At 72.4% G+C, this 18,360-nt stretch carries 19 protein-coding genes; 7 read left to right on the top strand and 12 right to left on the bottom strand.

What is annotated here, in order from left to right:
* The first annotated feature begins 156 nt into the window (after positions 1–156).
* Positions 157–873: an SDR family oxidoreductase gene (locus OG410_RS30875; RefSeq protein WP_329302080.1), complete on the top strand. Its 717-nt coding sequence runs from the start codon at positions 157–159 to the stop codon at positions 871–873.
* 167 nt (positions 874–1,040) lie between these two features.
* Positions 1,041–1,964 carry an LLM class F420-dependent oxidoreductase gene (locus OG410_RS30870; protein WP_329302079.1) on the top strand — a complete coding sequence of 308 codons (924 nt, stop codon included), beginning with the start codon at positions 1,041–1,043 and terminating at the stop codon, positions 1,962–1,964.
* A 122-nt stretch (positions 1,965–2,086) separates the two neighbouring features.
* Here OG410_RS30870 and OG410_RS30865 read toward each other — a convergent pair whose 3' ends face one another.
* From OG410_RS30865 to OG410_RS30850, 4 genes are all read right to left on the bottom strand, one after another.
* On the bottom strand, positions 2,087–2,566 hold the full coding sequence (locus tag OG410_RS30865; RefSeq protein ID WP_329302078.1) for a DUF6099 family protein: 480 nt from the start codon (positions 2,564–2,566) through the stop codon (positions 2,087–2,089).
* A 193-nt stretch (positions 2,567–2,759) separates the two neighbouring features.
* Positions 2,760–3,092 carry a nucleotide pyrophosphohydrolase gene (locus OG410_RS30860; protein ID WP_329302077.1) on the bottom strand — a complete coding sequence of 111 codons (333 nt, stop codon included), beginning with the start codon at positions 3,090–3,092 and terminating at the stop codon, positions 2,760–2,762.
* A 208-nt stretch (positions 3,093–3,300) separates the two neighbouring features.
* Positions 3,301–4,458: an AAA family ATPase gene (locus OG410_RS30855; protein WP_329302076.1), complete on the bottom strand. Its 1,158-nt coding sequence runs from the start codon at positions 4,456–4,458 to the stop codon at positions 3,301–3,303.
* A gap of 163 nt (positions 4,459–4,621) precedes the next feature.
* On the bottom strand, positions 4,622–5,011 hold the full coding sequence (locus OG410_RS30850) for a cell division protein SepF (protein WP_329302075.1): 390 nt from the start codon (positions 5,009–5,011) through the stop codon (positions 4,622–4,624).
* Positions 5,012–5,186: 175 nt separating this feature from the next.
* Between OG410_RS30850 and OG410_RS30845 the strand changes: the two genes are divergently transcribed.
* The 3 genes from OG410_RS30845 (at position 5,187) to OG410_RS30835 (ending at position 8,401) form a co-directional block, all read left to right on the top strand.
* Positions 5,187–5,606, top strand: coding sequence for a TOBE domain-containing protein (locus tag OG410_RS30845; RefSeq protein ID WP_329302074.1), 420 nt, complete (start codon positions 5,187–5,189; stop codon positions 5,604–5,606).
* 88 nt (positions 5,607–5,694) lie between these two features.
* A complete protein-coding gene (locus tag OG410_RS30840) occupies positions 5,695–7,437 on the top strand; it encodes a hypothetical protein (protein WP_443063817.1) in 1,743 nt (580 codons plus the stop codon).
* Between the two features lie 118 nt (positions 7,438–7,555).
* Positions 7,556–8,401, top strand: coding sequence for an SDR family NAD(P)-dependent oxidoreductase (locus OG410_RS30835; RefSeq protein ID WP_329302073.1), 846 nt, complete (start codon positions 7,556–7,558; stop codon positions 8,399–8,401).
* A gap of 209 nt (positions 8,402–8,610) precedes the next feature.
* Here OG410_RS30835 and OG410_RS30830 read toward each other — a convergent pair whose 3' ends face one another.
* From OG410_RS30830 to OG410_RS30795, 8 genes are all read right to left on the bottom strand, one after another.
* Positions 8,611–9,846: a vWA domain-containing protein gene (locus OG410_RS30830; RefSeq protein WP_329302072.1), complete on the bottom strand. Its 1,236-nt coding sequence runs from the start codon at positions 9,844–9,846 to the stop codon at positions 8,611–8,613.
* The gene (locus OG410_RS30825) at positions 9,843–11,195 is read right to left on the bottom strand and encodes an AAA family ATPase (RefSeq protein WP_329302071.1); all 1,353 of its coding nucleotides are present in this window, start codon (positions 11,193–11,195) and stop codon (positions 9,843–9,845) included. Before OG410_RS30825 ends, OG410_RS30830 begins: the two co-directional genes overlap by 4 nt.
* Positions 11,196–11,347: 152 nt before the next feature.
* Positions 11,348–12,787 (bottom strand): hypothetical protein, encoded by a 1,440-nt coding sequence (locus tag OG410_RS30820; protein ID WP_329302070.1) that lies wholly within the window; start codon positions 12,785–12,787, stop codon positions 11,348–11,350.
* Between the two features lie 342 nt (positions 12,788–13,129).
* Positions 13,130–14,479 (bottom strand): hypothetical protein, encoded by a 1,350-nt coding sequence (locus OG410_RS30815; protein ID WP_329302069.1) that lies wholly within the window; start codon positions 14,477–14,479, stop codon positions 13,130–13,132.
* Positions 14,480–14,662: 183 nt separating this feature from the next.
* Complete coding sequence (locus OG410_RS30810; protein WP_443063816.1) at positions 14,663–15,190, bottom strand: DUF7144 family membrane protein; 528 nt, start codon at positions 15,188–15,190, stop codon at positions 14,663–14,665.
* A 240-nt stretch (positions 15,191–15,430) separates the two neighbouring features.
* Entirely contained in the window at positions 15,431–16,492 is a 1,062-nt protein-coding gene (locus OG410_RS30805; protein WP_329302068.1) for an LLM class flavin-dependent oxidoreductase, read from the bottom strand.
* Positions 16,492–17,016: an SRPBCC family protein gene (locus tag OG410_RS30800; RefSeq protein ID WP_329302067.1), complete on the bottom strand. Its 525-nt coding sequence runs from the start codon at positions 17,014–17,016 to the stop codon at positions 16,492–16,494. The genes OG410_RS30805 and OG410_RS30800 overlap by 1 nt, the downstream gene beginning before the upstream one ends.
* A 196-nt stretch (positions 17,017–17,212) precedes the next feature.
* Positions 17,213–17,662: a winged helix-turn-helix transcriptional regulator gene (locus OG410_RS30795; protein ID WP_326785027.1), complete on the bottom strand. Its 450-nt coding sequence runs from the start codon at positions 17,660–17,662 to the stop codon at positions 17,213–17,215.
* A 139-nt stretch (positions 17,663–17,801) separates the two neighbouring features.
* Between OG410_RS30795 and OG410_RS30790 the strand changes: the two genes are divergently transcribed.
* Together OG410_RS30790 and OG410_RS30785 are read left to right on the top strand one after the other, a co-directional pair.
* Positions 17,802–18,014 (top strand): hypothetical protein, encoded by a 213-nt coding sequence (locus tag OG410_RS30790; protein ID WP_329302066.1) that lies wholly within the window; start codon positions 17,802–17,804, stop codon positions 18,012–18,014.
* Between the two features lie 97 nt (positions 18,015–18,111).
* Positions 18,112–18,357 (top strand): hypothetical protein, encoded by a 246-nt coding sequence (locus OG410_RS30785; RefSeq protein ID WP_329302065.1) that lies wholly within the window; start codon positions 18,112–18,114, stop codon positions 18,355–18,357.
* Positions 18,358–18,360: the final 3 nt, after the last annotated feature.

The raw sequence follows: 18,360 nt of genomic DNA, 5'->3' as shown, positions 1-18,360 counted from the left end.
TCGGCTTGCCTCGCGGAAACCGATCGGTTTACAGTGCGGGCAACGAGGAAAACCGATCGGTTTACGATAGGTGCGGCGCGGTGGACGAAACCGCCGCCACCCTTCGGCCGCTCCGTTTCCCCCGCTTCCGGAAGCGGCCCTCCAGAGGAGAAGCTCATGACCAGCATCGACGGCTCCGTGGCACTCGTGACGGGCGGCAGCCGCGGCATAGGCAAGGCCTTCGTGGACGCTCTCTACGAGCGCGGCGCCAGGAAGGTCTACGCGACGGCCCGCGACCCGCGGACGATCACGCACCCCGACGCGGTGCCGCTCGCCCTGGAGGTCACCGACCCCGCCTCGGTCGCGGCCGCCGCCGCGCGGGCCCAGGACGTCACCCTCCTGATCAACAACGCGGGCTCGACGGCCCCCACGTCCTTCCTGAACTCCCCTGTCGAGGACATACGGCGCGAGTTCGACATCAACTTCTTCGGGCCGCTCCTTGCCACCCGGGCCTTCGTTCCGGTCCTGGAGCGCAACGGCGACGGGCACATCCTCACCGTCCACTCGGTGCTGTCGTGGGTCACGGTGCCCGGCGCCGACGGCTACAGCGCCGCCAAGGCCGCCCTGTGGTCCCAGAGCAACGCCCTGCGACTGGAGCTCCAGCCGCGTGGCATCAAGGTCACCGGACTGCACGTCGGCTACGTCGACACGGATCTGACCGCGAGCCTCGACGTACCCAAGGTCACCCCGGGCAGTGTCGCCGGACAGGCGCTCGACGGGATCGAGTGGAACGCCCACGAGGTCCTCGCGGACGCGCTCACCCGCCAGGTCAAGGCCGGCCTCTCCGGCGAGCTGAGCGCCCTGTACCCCCAGCTCTCCGGGGAGCAGCGGTAGCCCGGCGCGGACTTCGCCTCCGGGGAGCAGCGGTTGGACCGGCGCGGACTTCGCCTCCGGGCCGCCCCGCCCCCGGCGGACCCGGCGGGCGAAGACGCCCGGCGACAGGGAAGATGCGCCAGCGGTTCGGCACGGGACGCCAGTTGCGACCGGTGCATCATGAATGCATGGATCTTCGAGTCTTCACAGAACCGCAGCAAGGCGCGACCTACGAGACGCTGCTCCGCGTCGCCAAGGCCGCCGAAGACCTCCATTACGGAGCCTTCTTCCGCTCTGATCACTATGTGCACATGGGATCCGCCGACGGGCTCCCCGGTCCCACCGACGCGTGGATCACCCTGGCCGGCATCGCCCGCGAGACGAGCCGTATCCGCCTGGGTACGTTGATGACCGCCGGAACCTTTCGCCTCCCCGGGGTCCTCGCCATCCAGGTCGCCCAGGTCGACCAGATGTCGGGCGGCCGTGTCGAACTCGGCCTGGGCGCCGGCTGGTACGAGGCCGAGCACACGGCGTACGGCATTCCGTTCCCGAAGGAGAAGTTCGGCCGACTGGAGGAGCAACTGGCCGTCGTCACCGGGCTGTGGGGCACGCCGGTCGGCGAGCGGTTCACCTTCGACGGGACGTATTACCAGCTCAAGGACTCGCCCGCGCTGCCCAAGCCCGCGCAGTCGAAGGTGCCCGTCCTGATCGGCGGCCACGGCGCCAGGCGGACCCCCGCGCTCGCGGCACGCTTCGCCGACGAGTTCAATATCCCCTTTGCCTCGGTGTCCGACTCGGAGGCGCAGTTCGGGCGGGTGCGTGCGGCGCTGCGGCAGGCCGGGCGCAAGACCGACGAACTCGTCTACTCCAACGCCCTGGTGGTGTGCGTCGGCCGCACCGACAGCGAGGTGAGGCGACGGGCGGACGCCATCGGCCGCGATGTCGACGAGCTGAAGGCCAACGGGCTCGCGGGCTCCCCGGCGGAGGTCGTCGAACGGATCGCCCGGTATCAGGCGGTCGGTTCGCAGCGGATGTACCTCCAGATGCTGGACCTCACCGACCTGGACCACCTGGACCTGATCGCCTCCGCGGTGGCACCGCAGCTCGGCTGACCGGCCGGGTACCGCGAGCGGTTCCGGTCGGGTGACCCGCCATGACCGGGGCCGGTCCGGCAGAGGAACAGGATGGCGCCGGACCGCGCGCCGAAGGGCGGCGGCACAGACTTCCCGATCGCCTACCCCGCGGCCGAATCCCGCTCCACCACACGTTTCTCGTCCCGGACCGCGAGGCGTCTCAGCATTTCCAGGACGCGGTCCCGGGACTCGTCCGCCGCGTCGATCGCCTCCATGCACTGCCAGTACGTTCCCTCGCCGTCCGCCGCGCAGGCGATGCCGACCAGGGATATGCCGACCTCGGCGAGGAGCGCGCCGAGACAGAGCAGGGCCTCGCGTGCGTCGCCCAGCTCCGTGAGCTGGGCGGCCCGTAAGGCACCGACCCCGAGGGCGTGGTCGCCGAGCACTCCGCAGCCACGGCCCGCCAGCTCGGTCAACCCCAGGGCCTCGCCCCGGAGTTCAGGGGGGCCGGACACGGCAAGGCGGCTGCCGATCGCCTGTGCCAGGGAATGCGCCTGCCATGCCTCCGCCATGACCTCCGGAGTCTCGCCGCTCTCCGCCAGGGCACGTCTGTTCGCCGCGATGAGCCGCACCGCTTCCATGCGCTGCCCCCGTCTGTCCGACGCGCTCTCGCACGTCAACTCGAACTCCCTTGTTCACTACCCAGAGTGAAGTCCCTTGAGACGAAAAGCCAGAGGAAGACCGAAATCTGTGGACACGGAATCGCATCGGAAGGATACGAAGACTACAGAGAGTGCCGGATTCCGTTTCGCGCGGCAGGTGACGGCCGGCCGGTCAGGGATTCTCCGGCACCGGGAACCGGCGCTCGTTCCGGTCGATCTTCGCGTCGAGGGCCGCGAGCGGGTCGATGCCCAGCACCTCGCAGACCTGGAGCAGATACGCGAGGACGTCCGCGACCTCGTCGGTGACGCGGTGCGCGGTGTCCGCGTCCTGCATCACGCCGGCCGACTCCTCAGGTGTCAACCACTGGAAGATCTCGAGGAGTTCGGACGCCTCCACGCTCAGGGCGGCGACCAGGTTCTTGGGGGTGTGGTACGGCTGCCAGTTCCGCGCGGCCGCGAACTCGGCCAGTCTGCGCTGCAGCGTCGCTACGTCCAGTTCACTCACGGCGTCAGGTCTACCACTCCGCCCCGGGCCGCCGAGGAGCGTCAGGTCCAGCACCGTCCCCCCTTCCCTCAAGACGGCAGACCCACCACCGTGACCCGCTTCCCTCACGCCGCCGGATCCACCACCGCGCCTCGCCTCCCTCACGACGTCAGGTCCATCACCGCCCCCTTCCCGCACGCCGTCAAACCCACCACCGCGCCCGCTTCCCTCACGCCGTCAGATCCACCACCGTGACCCCGGCCGTTCCGAGCGCGTGAGTCCTGTCGCTCACCGTGCCCAGCAGCCGGATGTGTCCCCGTTCGCACATCCGCGCCGCCAGCCGCACCAGTTCCCCGGCCTGCCGGGCGTCCAGTCCACGGCCGAGGCCGTCGGCCAGAACCGTCAGCGACTGGAAGGCGGCCGGCACCTCGCCCGCCGGGTCGACCTCCAGGACTCCGGGCCCGGTGAGCAGCACGAGGGCGAGCGCGAGATACCTCAACTCGCCGTCCCCGAGCAGCCCCAACGGCGTACGGACGCCGTCGCCACGGTCGAGGAGCGCCCGCACGGTGCCGTCGCCGAGCACCTCGGCCAGGACGTCCGTGACCGGTCCGGCGCATCCGGCGCGTACCGCCGCGACCAGGTGGGCGTAGCGGTGAACGCACTCCGACCTTGTGCGCCACAGCACCTCGGCGAGGTTGCCGCAGCCGCGCAGCAGCCGCCCCGAGCCGAGCGGAACGGGGGCCCGCATGGAGTCCGGGTCCGGATCACAGACGTAGACGGACCGCAGTGCGAGCACCACCTGCTCGGCCGCGGCCAGGACGTGGCGCTCCCCGGCGGTACGGCCCGCGACCCGCAGAGGCAGCAGCGCGGTGCCGAGACGGTCGTCGGGGAGCGGGACCCGGGTCACCGACACGGATCCACCGGTGTGCCAGGCCGCCTGGACGAACGGGCGGCCCGGGTCGCGCAGCGCCGTCTCCAGCAGGGTCCGCCCGCCCGCCGACAACCGCTCGCCCACGATGCGCAGTTGGGGCTCGGCCTGAACGGCGACGTCGAGCCGGACCGGGCCTTCGGGTCCGTCGACCGTGCAGCCGATACGGAAGCCCCGGCGGTGCTGGGCATCGGGCCGGGACCGCTCGGGCACACAGGCGACCGGGTCCGGGAACACCTCGGGGAGCCCGGCACCGGCGCCGAGCCGCGCCAGCGCCTCGTAGGCCCTGAGGGCGGCCGTCTTGCCGCTGCCGCTGGGGCCGGCGACAAGGGTGAGCGGTCCGAGCGGGAACCGGACGCGGCGGTGGGCGGCGAAGGCGGCGAGCCGCAGCTCGGTGACGCCGGGACGGACCGGGCGCGGCTCCACCGCCGTGGGGGCTTCCGGCGAGGACAGAGTCATATGCGGACGGTAGGCCGCCGCGCGGAGGCGAACCGTTACGCCCGGGGGACCTTCCTACGATCGGGGGACGAAACCCCCGCTCGCGCAGCCGGGCCCCCTCGACCGACCGCCCGGCATGCCCGTCGGACCCGTGACCGGACGACGCCCGCGAGGCCGTGGGCCGTCAGAGACCCGGAACGCCGACCCCCTCCATCAGACCCCGCACCTCGGTTCCCGGGGGCGTCAGCAGGAACACGTTCCGGTCGACCCGGTGCATGCCGCTGGCCAGGCCGAAGACCACGCCCGTACTGAAGTCCAGGACCCGCTTGGCGACCTCGGTCTCCGCGCTGGTCAGGTCGAGGAGCACCGGGACGCCGGACATGAGCGTCTCGGCGACATCGCGGGCGTCCGCGAAGACGTTCACCCGCAGGACCACGAAGCGGCGCCGCGTCTCGGTCTCGGCCTCGGGGATCGACCGGTGCCGCACCGCGGACGGCCAGGCGTCGCGGCCGCGCAACGGAACGACCTGGGCGAGCCCTTCCCACTGTTCATCGGTGACGTCGTGGCCGCTCATCGATCCACCCCGCCCTGGCTCGCACTCGTTGTCTGCACCGGGCAATTCTTACGCATGGTCACCCGTTCGGCCCAACAGCGACACGATCCGCGCCCCGGACCGGGAGCCGACGCGTGCGGCAAACTACGCATATAAGCCCGTATCCATCACGCATCTCAGCAAGTGAGGCCTCCCCATGAGCCTGAGCATCCGCAATCAACTCCCCGGCACCGTCACATCCGTCACCCCCGGTGAGGTGATGGCGACGGTGAAGGTCCGGCTCGACGCCGGACAGGAGATCACCGCGGCCGTCACCCTGGAGGCCGTACGGGAACTCGGCCTGGCGCCGGGCTCCGCCGTGCGGGCCCTGATCAAGTCCACCGAGGTCTCCCTCGCGACCGGCCCGGTGGACGGGCTGAGCATCCGCAACCAACTGCCGGGCACGGTCACCGACGTCGCCTCCGGCGGCGCCATGGCCCGCGTCAAGGTCCAGGTCGCGGGCGGCGAGCTGACCTCGGCGATCACCGGGGACGCGGTCTCCGACCTGGGCCTCGTGGCCGGCTCCGAGGTCGTCGCGCTCATCAAGTCCACCGAGGTGTCCCTGGCCAACGCCTGACGCGCCCGGCCGGCTCTTACTGGGCTCACACCGGACTCTTCACGCCCCGTCGCACCTCGCTCACCTGCGACAACTAGCTTATGGCGTCGTGTACTCGGCAGAAATCACGCCGGCGCCCGTCCGCCGGCAGGCCCCCTCGAAGGTCTCGCCCGGCGAGGCGGTCGCGCGACGGAACCCGGACGAGGCGCCGGCGCAGTGGCACCGCGTCCTGACCCTCCTGGCCGACATCAGCCTGTTCATCGGCACGCGCCCGCTGTGGGCGCAGGCCGCGAGCCACCGGCTCCTCGTGGCCTCGATCGTCTCGCTCTGCTACGCCTCGATCCTGGCGACGGGCGTTCTGGCCCTCGTCGTGCGCCGGGGCCGCTCGCTGGCGCGGCTCGACCTCGTCGTCCTGGTGACCGCGGTGACACTCGTCGTGTGCGGGCTGGTCATGAACCACCGGGGCAGCGACGAGTCGGTCCTCACCGCCCGGGCCGCCCACGAGTTCCTCGCCGGCCACCAGGTGTACGGCCGCCCCTGGCCCTGGCTCTTCGGCCACGGCGTCGCCCTCACCGCGACGATGAACGGCGGTTACGACTTCACGTACGGCTATCCGCCGCTCGCGCCGATGCTCACCGCGCCGTTGCTGTGGGTGGGCCACGGTTCGGCCGCCGCCACGCTGGTCGGCACCGGGGCCGTGATCGCGGGCGCGGTCGTCATGTGGCGGATGCTGCCGGTGCCGTGGCGGTCCGCCGCGACCGTGACCTGTCTCGGTTTCGGTCTGCTGCCGACGTACGCGCGGCTCGGCTACCCGGCGATCCTCGCCTGCGCGCTGCTCATCCCGGTGGTGGTGGGCTGGACCCGGATGGGCGGCGGCGGACGCGGCGACCTCGCGCGGGCGGCCTGCCTCGGGGCGGCCTGCGCGGCGCAGCAACTCCCCTGGTTCCTCACGCCGTTCCTGCTGGCCGGGGTGTACGCGCTGCGCCGCGGCGACCTGGGCGCACGGGCGGCCGCGATCGCGGTGGGCCGGATCACCGGCACCGCCGCCATCACCTGGCTGCTGATCAACTCGTATTTCATCGTCAGCGAGCCGCGCGCCTGGCTCTCCGGGATCGCTCTGCCCCTCACCCAGGACGCGGACATCCACGGACAGGGCCTGGTCGGCATCTCGCTGTACCTCACCGACGGCAGCGACCGCCTCGCCTGGTACGCGCACGCGAGCCTGCTGCTGGCGGCGGGTCTGCTGGTGCTGTTCGTGCTGTTCGTACGGCGGCTGGGGCCGGCGGCGACGGTGCTGCCCTGGTGCGCGTTCTACGCGGCCACCCGTTCGCAGGACGGCTACTACCTGCTGATGACGCCGTTGTGGGTGGCCGCCGCGATCACCGCGCCCTGGCAGTCCTTCCGGACCGCGTGGCAGCCCCGCCCCGCCTTCCTGCGCGGTCCGCACCGGCGCGGGGCCCGGGTGGCCGCGGTCGCCCTGCTGCTGGCCCCTTCGGCGGCGGCGGTGAGCCTGGCGGCCACCGGGTCACCGCCGCTGCGCATGCGGGTCACCGAGACGCGCCGCGCCGCGCATACCCTGACCGGACTCACGGTCGGCGTCACCAACCTCGGTGCTGCGGCGCTGAGTCCGCATTTCACGCTGACCACGGGCCAGGGCATGAGCCGCTACTGGTCGGTGACCTCCGGTCCCTCCACCCTGGCCGGCCATGCCTTCGGACGCTATGAACTCCGGCCGCCCGACGGGACGTTCACGCTTCCGCGAGCCGGCGTACGCGTACGTCTGCGAGCCGTCTCGGCAGCGCCGATGACCCTGTCGAGCACGGACCTCCACCTGCCGGCGACCCGCCCCTGAGCACTCCGTCCGATTCTCTCCCTCTCCTTCTCTCCCTCGCCCCGTCCGCCTTCTGGTGCCGACGACGCGGGCGTGCTGAAATGACCCGTCCCCCGCCTTCCCTGGGACGGTGACACCCATGTCGGAACCGTCGGACCCCTCGCACCGCGCGGATCGCTCACACCGGGCGGATCGCTCACAGCGCGCTGACTTCTCGCACCGGAAAGGCGTCGCGTTCGTCACGGGCGGCACCGGAGGCATCGGCGCGGAGGTCGTGCGGATCCTCGCCGAGCGAGGCAGTGACGTGGTGTTCACGTATCGCTCCAGCCGGACCGCCGCCGACGCGCTCGCCACGGAGATCGCGCGGGAGTTCGCGGAGCCGGACCGCCGAGTACGAGCTCTGCGACTCGACTTGGGCGAGGAGCGGGCAGTCGCCGCCGCGGTCTCCGAGACGGCCGCGGAGCTCGGCGGACTGCACACCCTCGTCCACGCGGCGGGCCCGCATGTGCCGATGGTGCATCTGAGCAGGGTCACCCCGAGCGAGTTCCGCACCCAACTCGACGCGGACGCGGGCGCGTTCTTCAACCTGGTGCATCCCGCGCTGCCCCTGCTCAGGGAGAGCCGGGGCAGCGTCGTCGCCGTCACCACGGTGGCCACGCGCCGGTTCCCGGTGCGCGACGGACTCTCCTCGGGGCCGAAAGGAGCGGTCGAGGCGGTCGCCCGCGCCCTGGCCGCCGAGGAAGGGCGCTACGGCGTCCGGGTGAACTGCGTCGGACCCGGCATGCTGACCGACGGCAACGCGGCCCGTCTCATCGGTTCCGGCGAACTCGACGACACGGCACTGGAGATCGCACGCCGCAACACCCCGCTGCGCCGCTTCGGCACCGCCCGGGACGTCGCCGAGGCCGTCGCGTTCCTGGCCTCGGACCGCGCGGGCTTCATCACCGGACAGGCGCTGGGGGTGGACGGGGGGTACAGCGTCTGAGTGTCCGGGTGTCCGGGTGTCCGGGTGTCCGGGTGTCCGGGTGTCTGAGGAAGCGTCAGAAGCATTCTCCCTGGGCCCTGTCCGGCCGGTCGGGGCGAGGACACGGGGCGGCCACCAGGCGGCCTCGGCACCGGCGCCCACCGGTCGCCGTCAGTGCCGGGCCCACCAGCTGCCGTCGGCATCCTCCACCCTGCTCGACCGGACAGGTCCTAGCCGATCTCGACCACGCGGGCCCAGGCCGGCGGCTCGTCCGGTACGTAGTCGGGATCGTCCTCGTCCCAGGAGCCGTCCCCGCGCGGAAAAAGGCCCACGACCGTCCGGCACGGGGGCCGCGATTCCGGCCAGGGAGTCTGTCCGTCGGTCAGGACCACCACGACGTCGGGGCATGGCCGTGCCCTGAGTGCCACGGTGAATCCCGAGCGCAGATCCGTACCGCCGCCGCCCAGCAGCGGAATGCCCTCGGCCCGGCACAGGGGTTGCGCGACCCCGGCCGCAGCGTCGCACGAGACCACGGTGACCAGGTCGCGGCGGCCGCCCACGGCACGGGCGATCGCGGAGACCTCCAGAAGGGCGCTGCCCAGTTCCGCGTCGCTGACCGACCCGGAGGTGTCGATGACCACCGAGACCCTCGGCGGCCGGCGGCGCAGGCTCGGCAGGACGACACCGGGTACGGAGGCCGAGCGCCGCGACGGCCGGCCGTAGGTGTAGTCCTCCCCCGCGCCGGGCCCCGAGGCCGCGGAGCGGACCGCGGCCCCCAGCAACTCCCGCCACGGCTGCGGCGGATGGAAGGCGTCCTCGGCCCACCGTTCCCATCCTGCCGGGCTCCTCCCGGGGCGGGCCTTGATGCCCTGCGCGACCCGGAAACGGACGGCGTCGCGTTCCTGCGCGCTGAGGCCGTGCGCGCCGTCCGGTCCGAGGTCCCACTCCCGCTCGCGTCCGTCGGCGCCACTGCCGCAGTCCAGCCAGGCCATGGCCTCCGTGCGCGGCCCGAGCCGGAACTGGCGCAGATAGTCCTCCATGAGCTCGCCCGGCGGCAGGTCCAGGAGCTGCGGCATGACGGCGCCCTCGGGCCGCACGAGCCCTGTACCGAACGCGTCGTCGTTGATCTCGCAGTCGGCGGCGATGTTCATCCGCAGCCGCTCCGCGGGGCCGGTGAGTCCGTTTTCGCGGGCGAACCGCTCGCTGCGGCCGTGATGGTCGCGCAGCAGGTGCGACACCTCGTGCACCCAGACACCGGCCAGATCCTCCACGGAGGTGCGGTCCACGAACCCGGGCGAGACGTAACACCGCCAGTGCCGGTCGACGGCCATCGTCGGCACCCACCGCGACTCGACGGTGTGCAGGGCGAACAGCGCCGTCGCGAGGTAGGGCCGCGCCCGCGCCGCGTGCAGCCGGGCGGCGTAGAGCTTCTCCCGGTCCAGAACCCCTGGCGCGGTCGCCGTCATCGTCGCGCCCCGGCGGCGACCGCGACGCGGGCCGCCGCGTCGTCCGCGCGCCGCGAGATGGCCACCGCTCCGGCCAGCCGCTCGATGGACTCCGGGACGTCCCAGTCCTCCTGGCGCAGCGTCGCGAGGGTGGTCGCGGGAACCACCAGCAGGTCCGGGGCTCCGGTGTCCAGCGCCCGCACGAGCAGCGCCCAGGCGGCGTCCCAGCGCGCCCTGTCGGGCCGCTTGCGGACCGCGGCCACCACGCCGTCGAGGACGGCCTGGCGCAGATCCCCCCGCTCGGGCAGGACGGCGCCCGCCGGGTCGGCGAGCAGGGTCTCGGGGTCGGGCAGGTCCATACGGTCCACGCTCGCCAGGAGTTCCAGCCCCGGGCCGTCGCCCACGGCGCCTCTGACCAGCAGGGAGAGCACTTCCCGTGAGGAACCGGCCGCGTGCGCGAAGGCGACGAGCCGCACGGTCGTCTCCCAGCTCCGGGGCGAGGGCCAGGCGCCGCCCCGGCGGGTCTCGCTGCTGGGCAGCCGGTGGACGAGCGCGGGGCGGGCGGCGAGGAGTCCGCACACCGCGCGGCGGGCGAAGTCCACGGCGTCCGGGAGCCGGTGCGGGTCGAGGCGTGGCAGGGTCGCACGGGGCCAGGTGCCACCGAGCCCGCGTACGACGACGTCGTGGTCATGGGCCCATTGGAGATGGACGAACCGGTTGGCGAGCGGCGGGCTCAGTTCCCAGCCGTCGGCCGCCGAGGAGCGCGGGTTCGCCGCGGCCACGATTCTTACCCCGGGCGGCAGTTGAAGGGATCCGATGCGCCGTTCCAGGACGAGACGGAGCAGGGCGGCCTGAACTGCCGGGGGCGCGGTGGACAGTTCGTCCAGGAACAGCAGGCCGCGGCCGGCGCGTACGAGGCGCACCGCCCAGTCCGGCGGGGCCATGGGCACGCCCTGCTCGGCGGGGTCGTCACCGAGGACGGGCAGTCCAGAGAAGTCGGAGGGCTCGTGGACACTGGCGATCACCGTGGTCAGGGGCAGGTCCAGGGTCTCGGCGAGCTGGGTCAGGGCCGCGGTCTTGCCGATCCCCGGTTCACCCCACAGGAGTACGGGCAGGTCGGCGGCGACGGCGAGGGTCAGTGCCTCCAGCTGGCTGTCGGGACGTGGCTCGGTACCGGTGTCACGGAGCAGGGCCGACAGGGCGTCGGCCACGTCGAGTTGGGTGACGCCGGGCGGATCGACGCGGGCGTCGAGCACGGCGGGTTCGGTGCCGTCGGCCACGTCGACGGGGGCGTCGGCCACGTCTAGGCGGGCGGTGTGGGCCGGGTCGGCGACGGCGGAGGCTTCGGCGAGCGTGCTGTTCGTGGGCATGTCTGATCACCTTGGGTTCGATAACGGGCCGCCTGTGCACGGGGTTTGACCCCGGGGCGGTCAACTGGCTTTGGACGGACGGCGAGTGGCCGACGAATGGTCAGCGGCCGACGATCGGTCGGCGGCCGGGAACGGTCGGCGACCGGGAACGGTCAGCGACCGGCTGTTTCACGCGGGTGGGAGCGGTGCCAGCGGGGCCGGGCGGACCCCGGGACGAGGCGTTCGGGTCCGGGACCGGTCAGTCCGGCCCTGAACAGCCCGTAGGTGAGACGCCGCCGCGCGGCGGCCCGGAGTTCGTCGCGCAGGGCGCCGCCACGCAGCACCGCCTCGGGGCCCAACAGCCCCTCGACCACGGCGAGCGCCCCGGCGGTGTCGCCGTGGCGCAGCCGTTCACGGACGCCGGAGAGGCCCTGCGGCTGCCGGTGCGTGTCGTCGATGGCCCGGAGGCAGGGAAGGGGTGTGCCGGTCAGGGCGACCAGCAGCTCTTCCCGGCGGATCTCGGCGGGATCGTGGTCGAGCGGCACGAGGAAGCCGTCGACCAGGCCGATCCGGTGCCGGGCTCCCCGGCAGTCCACCAGGCGTGGCGCTCCCGTCGGGTCCGCGTTCCCACGGGACCCGGCGGGCGTGTGGTCCGGTACGAGCGCCGAGGCGACCAGCGGATGCAGCCGCTCGGGCCCGATGACCCCGGCGCGGATCAGTGCCAGGTCGGGCAGCACCCAGGTCGCGGCGTCGGGCAGGGCCGGCACCGCGAAGTCGACGCCGCCCCCGTCGGCGGGCACGGCGGTGATCCGCAGTGGAGGCGGACCGACACGTGCCGGGCCCGCGGACAGCTCCAGGAGCAGCCGCCGGCGGGCCCCGAGCCACACGGTGACCGTGCCGGCCGCGCGCCCCTCGTCGCGCAGCAGGATCGCCGCCTCGTCCGCCCACCGGCCGACGGCGCAGCCGGGGTCCCCGGGCACCGGCCCCGGTGGATCCGCGCTTCCCCGACGGATGTCGTCCGTCGGCAGGTCGGCGCCGGAACGGACCCGCAGCTCATCGGTCCTGCGGGTGTCCCACAGGTGGCGGTGCAGATCCAGGCGGTACCGGCGGCTGGGGCGGGGGTGCGGATGGCGGCGGGCACCGGTGTCGAAGGAGAAGCGGTCGCGGGAACCGCCGGGAGCTCCGTCCCAGAGCGCGAGGCTGATCCGCTGGCCGCCGTCCGCCCAGGCCGGCGGAGTACGGACCACGAGGTGCACAGGCCGTACGGGACGCACGCCATCGCGCGCGGCACGGTCGTACCGGGCCAGCGTGATGGTCAGGCCGGGGCGCAGCAGCCCGTCGGGGGCGACTCTCGGCATGTGCCAGCGCAGCAGGTCGGGAGCCAGATGGCGTAGATCGCGGCGGATTCGGGACGCCAGTTCGCTGCCGTGCGTACGTGCCAGCGAACGCAGATCGAAGTCGATGTCGACGCCGGCGGCGGCGCAGGCCCCCGCCCAGTCCCCGTGGCGGCGGCGGGCGGTCGCGGTCTCGATCATGGTGGGCGGCACGGCGAAGTCCCGCACGCGCGGCCAGAAGGAGAGGAGGGAATCCTCGTACGCGGTCGAAGTGAGCATCAGCACTCACCTTGCGCGGACGGGTCCCCCCATCTGATTGCGGAGGAAGTCATCATCGCGGGGAGCGTAACCCGGCCCCGACGATCTGTCAGGTGCTTTTCGGCCGCGGCCCACCCGGCGCCCGCCGACGAACGCCGGACGCCGGACGCCGGACCAGACCCGAACGCCGGACGCCGGACCGGACCCGGACACGGGCGCCGGACCGGACCGGACCGGACCCGGACGCCGGTGCACTCCGCACCGGCCATGGACGCCAGTCGGCAATCGCCGGACCGGCCGCAGACACCGGCGGACGTCCGGACCGGCCATGGACATGGGCGGACGCCGACGAACACCGATGGGTCAGGCCGGGGCCTTGGCCGCGGGCCCCGCCGTCGGGCCGCTGCCGACGTCGATCAGGTGCGGGGTGCCGTCGTCGTCGAGGAACTCGACCACCGCCAGGGCCAGCAGGGCCAGCACCGCGATCCAGACGGTGACGACGGCCGTGGGGTAGTTCCAGACCAGCAGGACGACGGCGGCGACCGCGACCACGGTCCAGTTGAGCCACGTCTTGACCCGGTGCACCCACGCGCCGACCGCGCCGAGTTCGGCCCCGGTCGCCGTCCGCACGGCACCGATACCGCCGGTCCAGGCGGCGTGGACCCGCTTGGCCGCCCGGCCGCCGCCGGTCAGCCAGGCCGCCAGGGCCACGATGATGCCGAGGGTGATGATCAGGCGTACCGACGTCCGCAGGTAGCGCACCAGGGTGTCGAAGACCGACCCGGCCGCGGGCTGGGAGACCGCCGCCGGGAGACCGTCGAGATAGATCGCCCGGAAGATCCACAGCGCGATGCCGAGGACCGCCGCCCCACCCGCCACCAGGAGCGCCGCCGTGACGAGGGCACGACGTCTGCGTACGGCGAGCAGCACACCGCCGGCCGCCAGCAGCAGGGTCAGGACCGGCAGCCAGAACCCGACGAGCTGGAGCAGTCGGTAGATCTTCTTGGCCTTGCCGATGGAGTCGGAGGTCAGCACGGTGAAGTTCGTGTGCACCTGGGGGATCTTCGCGGCGAGGGCGAGCCCCTGGTCGACGAGCGACTGCTTGACCTGGTCGATGACGGGGGCGAGGTCGATGACCACGGCGTCGTCGGTGAGCTTCACCGCTCCGCCGCCGCTTCCGGTCAGCGCCTTGTCCACGGCGGCGTGCGCTCTCCGGTTCAGCTCGGTCCACAGGGTGGCGAACGCGTCGCTGCTGACGAACCTCAGCGCCACGGTGTGCACGAAGTCGGTGAGGCCGCTGGTGATCGGACCGCTCAGCGGGCCGATCGCCTTGGTCAGTACGGGCCGGTCGGCGGGGGCGACGGATTCGAGCAGCGACTGGACGTCGACGTGCTGCATCACCGCGTCGGTCACCCGCTTGGCGACGGCGTCCTGGACGTCCGGGTCGGAGGCGAGCGGCTTCATGGTGGACACGTACCGGTCGGTGTTGCCGATCAGATCGCTCGACCAGGCCGCCACGGCACTCAGCGGGGTGAGGAGGGCGGCGAGGAGGACCAGCACGACAGCGAAGGTCGACCGGACGCGGTGGTGCTCGCGTCTCGGCTCGCGCCGCTCCAGTTCGGCGACCCGGGCCCGCAGTTCGGCGAGCTCCCGCCCGTGCGCGCCGCCCTCGCCGGCACCGCTCGCGCCGCCGCTCACGTCTCCGGTGCTCACGTCGTCTCCGGATCGTCGACGGTGCCCGCGGCGCCGCGGGCGGGCACGCCCGCTCGCGTCCGGTCGATCACGTCGTCCATGGCGTGTCTCGTTCCGCTCGGTCCGGTTCGTGGGTTCGACGGCACTGGGACGGCCCCCTTCTCGGCGGCGCTCGCCCCGGCGGTGGGCCGGAAGAAGGGCGCGTCAGCGCGGACGGTCGGGCCGGTACGTGGCCAGCGCCCAGATGATGAAGACGTCGATGGCCAGCAGGATGACCGACCAGATCGGCGCGTACGGCAGGAACATGAACTGGAAGAGCATGCTCAGCGAGGCCAGCACGATGCCGGTGATCCGGGCCCACCCGGCGTCCTTGAGGATCCCCCAGCCGGTGACGACGGCGATCGCGCCGAGGATCAGCAGGATCCAGCCCCAGCCGGTGAGATTGATGCGGTAGACGTAGTTGTTCACGCGCGTGTAGACATCGTCCTTGGCGATCGCGGAGATGCCCTGGAGGATGTTGAGGCCGCCGTTCACCAGCAGGAGGACGCCCGCGAAGGTGACTCCACCCGCCGCCCAGCCACTGCTGCCCGAGGGCGGCGGCCCCATGCCTCCCGCGGCGGGAGCGGCTCCGGACCACTGGTCTCCCCACAGCGGCATGTCGCCGCCGCTGGGCTGGGATCCCGTGCCTCCACCGGGCGGGGGGCCCTGAGGTCTCGAAGAATCCTGGCTCATGCTCGACCACCTCGCTGCGCTGTCGGCCGCCGGCCGTCCCCGTGCCGGAAGCATCGGGGAGTTCGAGCGTCCGCCCGCCGCTCCCCCGCCGCCACGGGGGCTCCGCCGATCGGGTGACGGTCTCGACGGCCGTCACCGGGCCGCGCTGCGCACGACGGCCGGGCCGGTGCCGCGCGGCACCGGCCCGGCCCTGCACCGAGACCGAGGCAGAGACAGAGACAGAGACAAAGGTCCGAGGAACTACTCGGCAATCACCGCGTTCTCCTCCGCCACGAGGGCCAGCGCGCGTCCCAGCGTCGTGAGCCGCTCGTCCAGGGTTTCGCCCGCGGGGTAGAGGCGGACGGTGTCGACGCCCGCCGCGCGCCAGACGCGGAGCCGTTCGCGGACCATGTCCTCGGTGCCGATCAGGGTGGTCCCGAGGACCATCTCGTCGCTCACGAGCCCGGCGGCGCCGTCCCGGTCCCCGGCCTGCCAGCGCTCATGGATCTCGGCGGCGATCTCCGCCCAGCCCTGCCTGCTGTAGGCGGCGTTGTAGAAGTTGGTGGTGGCGGAGCCCATGCCGCCCAGGCTGAAGGCGAGTTCCTTCTTCCGGCCCGCGACCATGGCACGCAGCGCGTCCTCGTCCTCCGCGAAGGCGACTTCCGCGCCCTGGCAGATGTCGAGGTCGGCGCGACCGCGGCCCGCCGCCGCGAGGCCCGCGTCCAGGTGGTCGAAGTACGCCTCCTTGGCGCCCTCGGGCACGAAACTGGTGCCCAGCCAGCCGTCGGCGATCTCGCCCGTCAGGTGGAGCATCTTCGGCGAGAGCGTGGCGAGATAGATGGGCAGCTCGTGCTCGGCCCGCACGGACATCCGCATGGGCCGCGCCTCCCCGCCCGGCAGCGGAATGGTGAACTCCCGTCCCTCGTACGAGAGTTTCTCCCCGGCGACCGCCTGCCGGACGATCTCCACGGTTTCCCTCATCCGGGAAAGCGGGCGCGCGAACGGCACGCCGTGCAGCCCCTCGATCACCTGAGGGCCGGACGGTCCGAGACCCAGGAGAAAGCGTCCGTCGGAGATGTTGGAGAGCGTGATCGCGGCACGGGCGATGGCCGCCGGGGTGCGGGTCCCGAGCTGGATGATCCCGGAGCCGAGCAGCAACCGGTCGGTCCGTGCCGCCAAGTAGCCCAGCGGAGAGGGTGCTTCGGAGCCCCAGGCCTCCGCGACCCAGCAGATGTCCATCCCGAGCTTCTCGGCTTCGACCACGAAGTCGACGGTCTCCCGCCAGTCGCCCGCCGACGCCTCGATCGTCGTGGAGGTACGCATCACGCACCAACCCCTTCCGCGCTCTCGGCCAGCTTCCTGATCGCCTCGACGGTGTCCGTCATGCTCCGCTCGAACTCCCGCAGCCGTACGAACACGATCTTCTGTTCCTTCTCCGGCATCCGGTCGATCGCGAAGGACAACCCCGAACGGCCCGGCCCCATCCGCATCCACTGGGTCAGCTCCGTGCCGCCGTCCGCCCCCTCCAGGCCGAACCGCCATACGGTGCTGGGGTGTTCGGGGTCCGCGACGGCCCAGGCGAAGGCCCGGAACGGCTCGCACTCGACCACGTACGAGGTGGTCTCCCACTCCCCCAGCGACTCATGCCTGTTGCGCCCCACGAAGCGTGCGCCGACGCGCGGCTCCGTCACGTCGTCGAGCCACGCGACCGACTGCAGCTCCGCGCTCAGGCCCGGCATCAGCCGGATGTCGGAGACGAGGTCCCACACCCGCCGCGGTGGAGCCTCGATCCGTGTCCGCACCTCGACGGTCGGCAGGTCCGCATAGCGGGCGCCCGTCCACTCCATGAGTCTCCGGCCTTCCTCTCGTCCCCCAGAAAGCTCACCCCTAGGGCTCTGACCTTGAGAGTTGCGTAGATAGACTGTCATGTCAAGGAAAACCCCGCCCGACACAAGGCCTGGAGGGGCGGGGAAACGGACGGCCGACGGACCCGGAAGCCGACTCGGAAACGGACGGCCCAGGGACCCGGAAGCCGTCGCGCGCTCAGGCGGTGAAGCGCCTTTGGATGTCCGGGCGTTCGGCAAGGTGGGGCGGGTAGCCGGGGCCGAGCCGCGGACGGGTGTCCTCGGCAGTCATCGGCTCACCGCAGTCGGCGCACACGACCGCGGCCTCGCTCTCGTGCCCGCAGCGGTCGTGGTGGAAGACGACAGGAGGCCCCTGCTCACCGCTGAGCCAGCGGTTGCCCCAGCTGTTCATGGCGGCCAGCACCCCGAAGAAGTCCCGGCCCATCTCGGTCAGCACGTAGTCGTACCGCACCGGGTCCGTCTGGTAGGCCCGCTTCTCCATGAGCCCCTCGTCGACCAACCGACGGAGCCGGTCGGTCAGCGTGTTGCGCGCGATGCCGAGCTCCTGCTGGAACGCGTCGAACCGCTTGATCCCGTAGAACGCCTCCCTCAACACCAGAGGCGTCCACCAGTCGCCGAGCAGATCCATCGTTCGCGCGATGGAACAGGGCCAGTTCGCAAAAGAAGTCCGCCTCACACGCCCAGCATACGAGGGTCTCGGAAATGAACTCGGCAGCTCGGAACGGAGCGGATTCCGTGGACTGACCGCGGCCGGTACCGTGGCGCCCATGAGCACCGGGGGGAGCTTGCCGGGACGGCCGTCCGACGACGCGACCGTTGTGCGGTACGGGCAGAAGGAGGTCCCGCCCGGCCTGATCGTCGCCGCGGTCGCTCTGTCGGTGGCCGCTGTCGGCTTGTCGGGAGCCGCGCTGGTCAACAACGAAGTGGCTCGATGGCTTCTCGCCTACTCGAACTTTTCCCCGCGGGGACTTCGACCGTGATCACCCCCTGCTGTGGCGCCGCGTACGGGACGCCGACCCGCCCGCCGACGGTCTCCCGAGGCTGCGCTACCGCGTCGAGCTCACCAATATCGCCAACGTGACCACGGACGTCGAACAGGCATGCTCCCGCTGGGTTCCGTCCGACCTCTGGCACGGCAACAAGTGGCAGCCCACGGGCTACAAGGGCCGCCCCGACCGCGCCGGCCACCGGCGCAGACTGCGGGCCCAGGCACGGACCCCGGCCCGGCGGACGGAGACGACGCCCCCGTCCCCGGGGCCCGAGGTCGTACCGCCACGGGACTCCGTACCGTCCGCCGACCCACGCGAGCCGGACGTGGAGTAGCCG

The sequence above is a fragment of the Streptomyces sp. NBC_00659 genome, assembly GCF_036226925.1.
Classification (GTDB): Bacteria; Actinomycetota; Actinomycetes; order Streptomycetales; family Streptomycetaceae; genus Streptomyces.
This window is presented reverse-complemented; position numbering and strand designations above follow the sequence as displayed.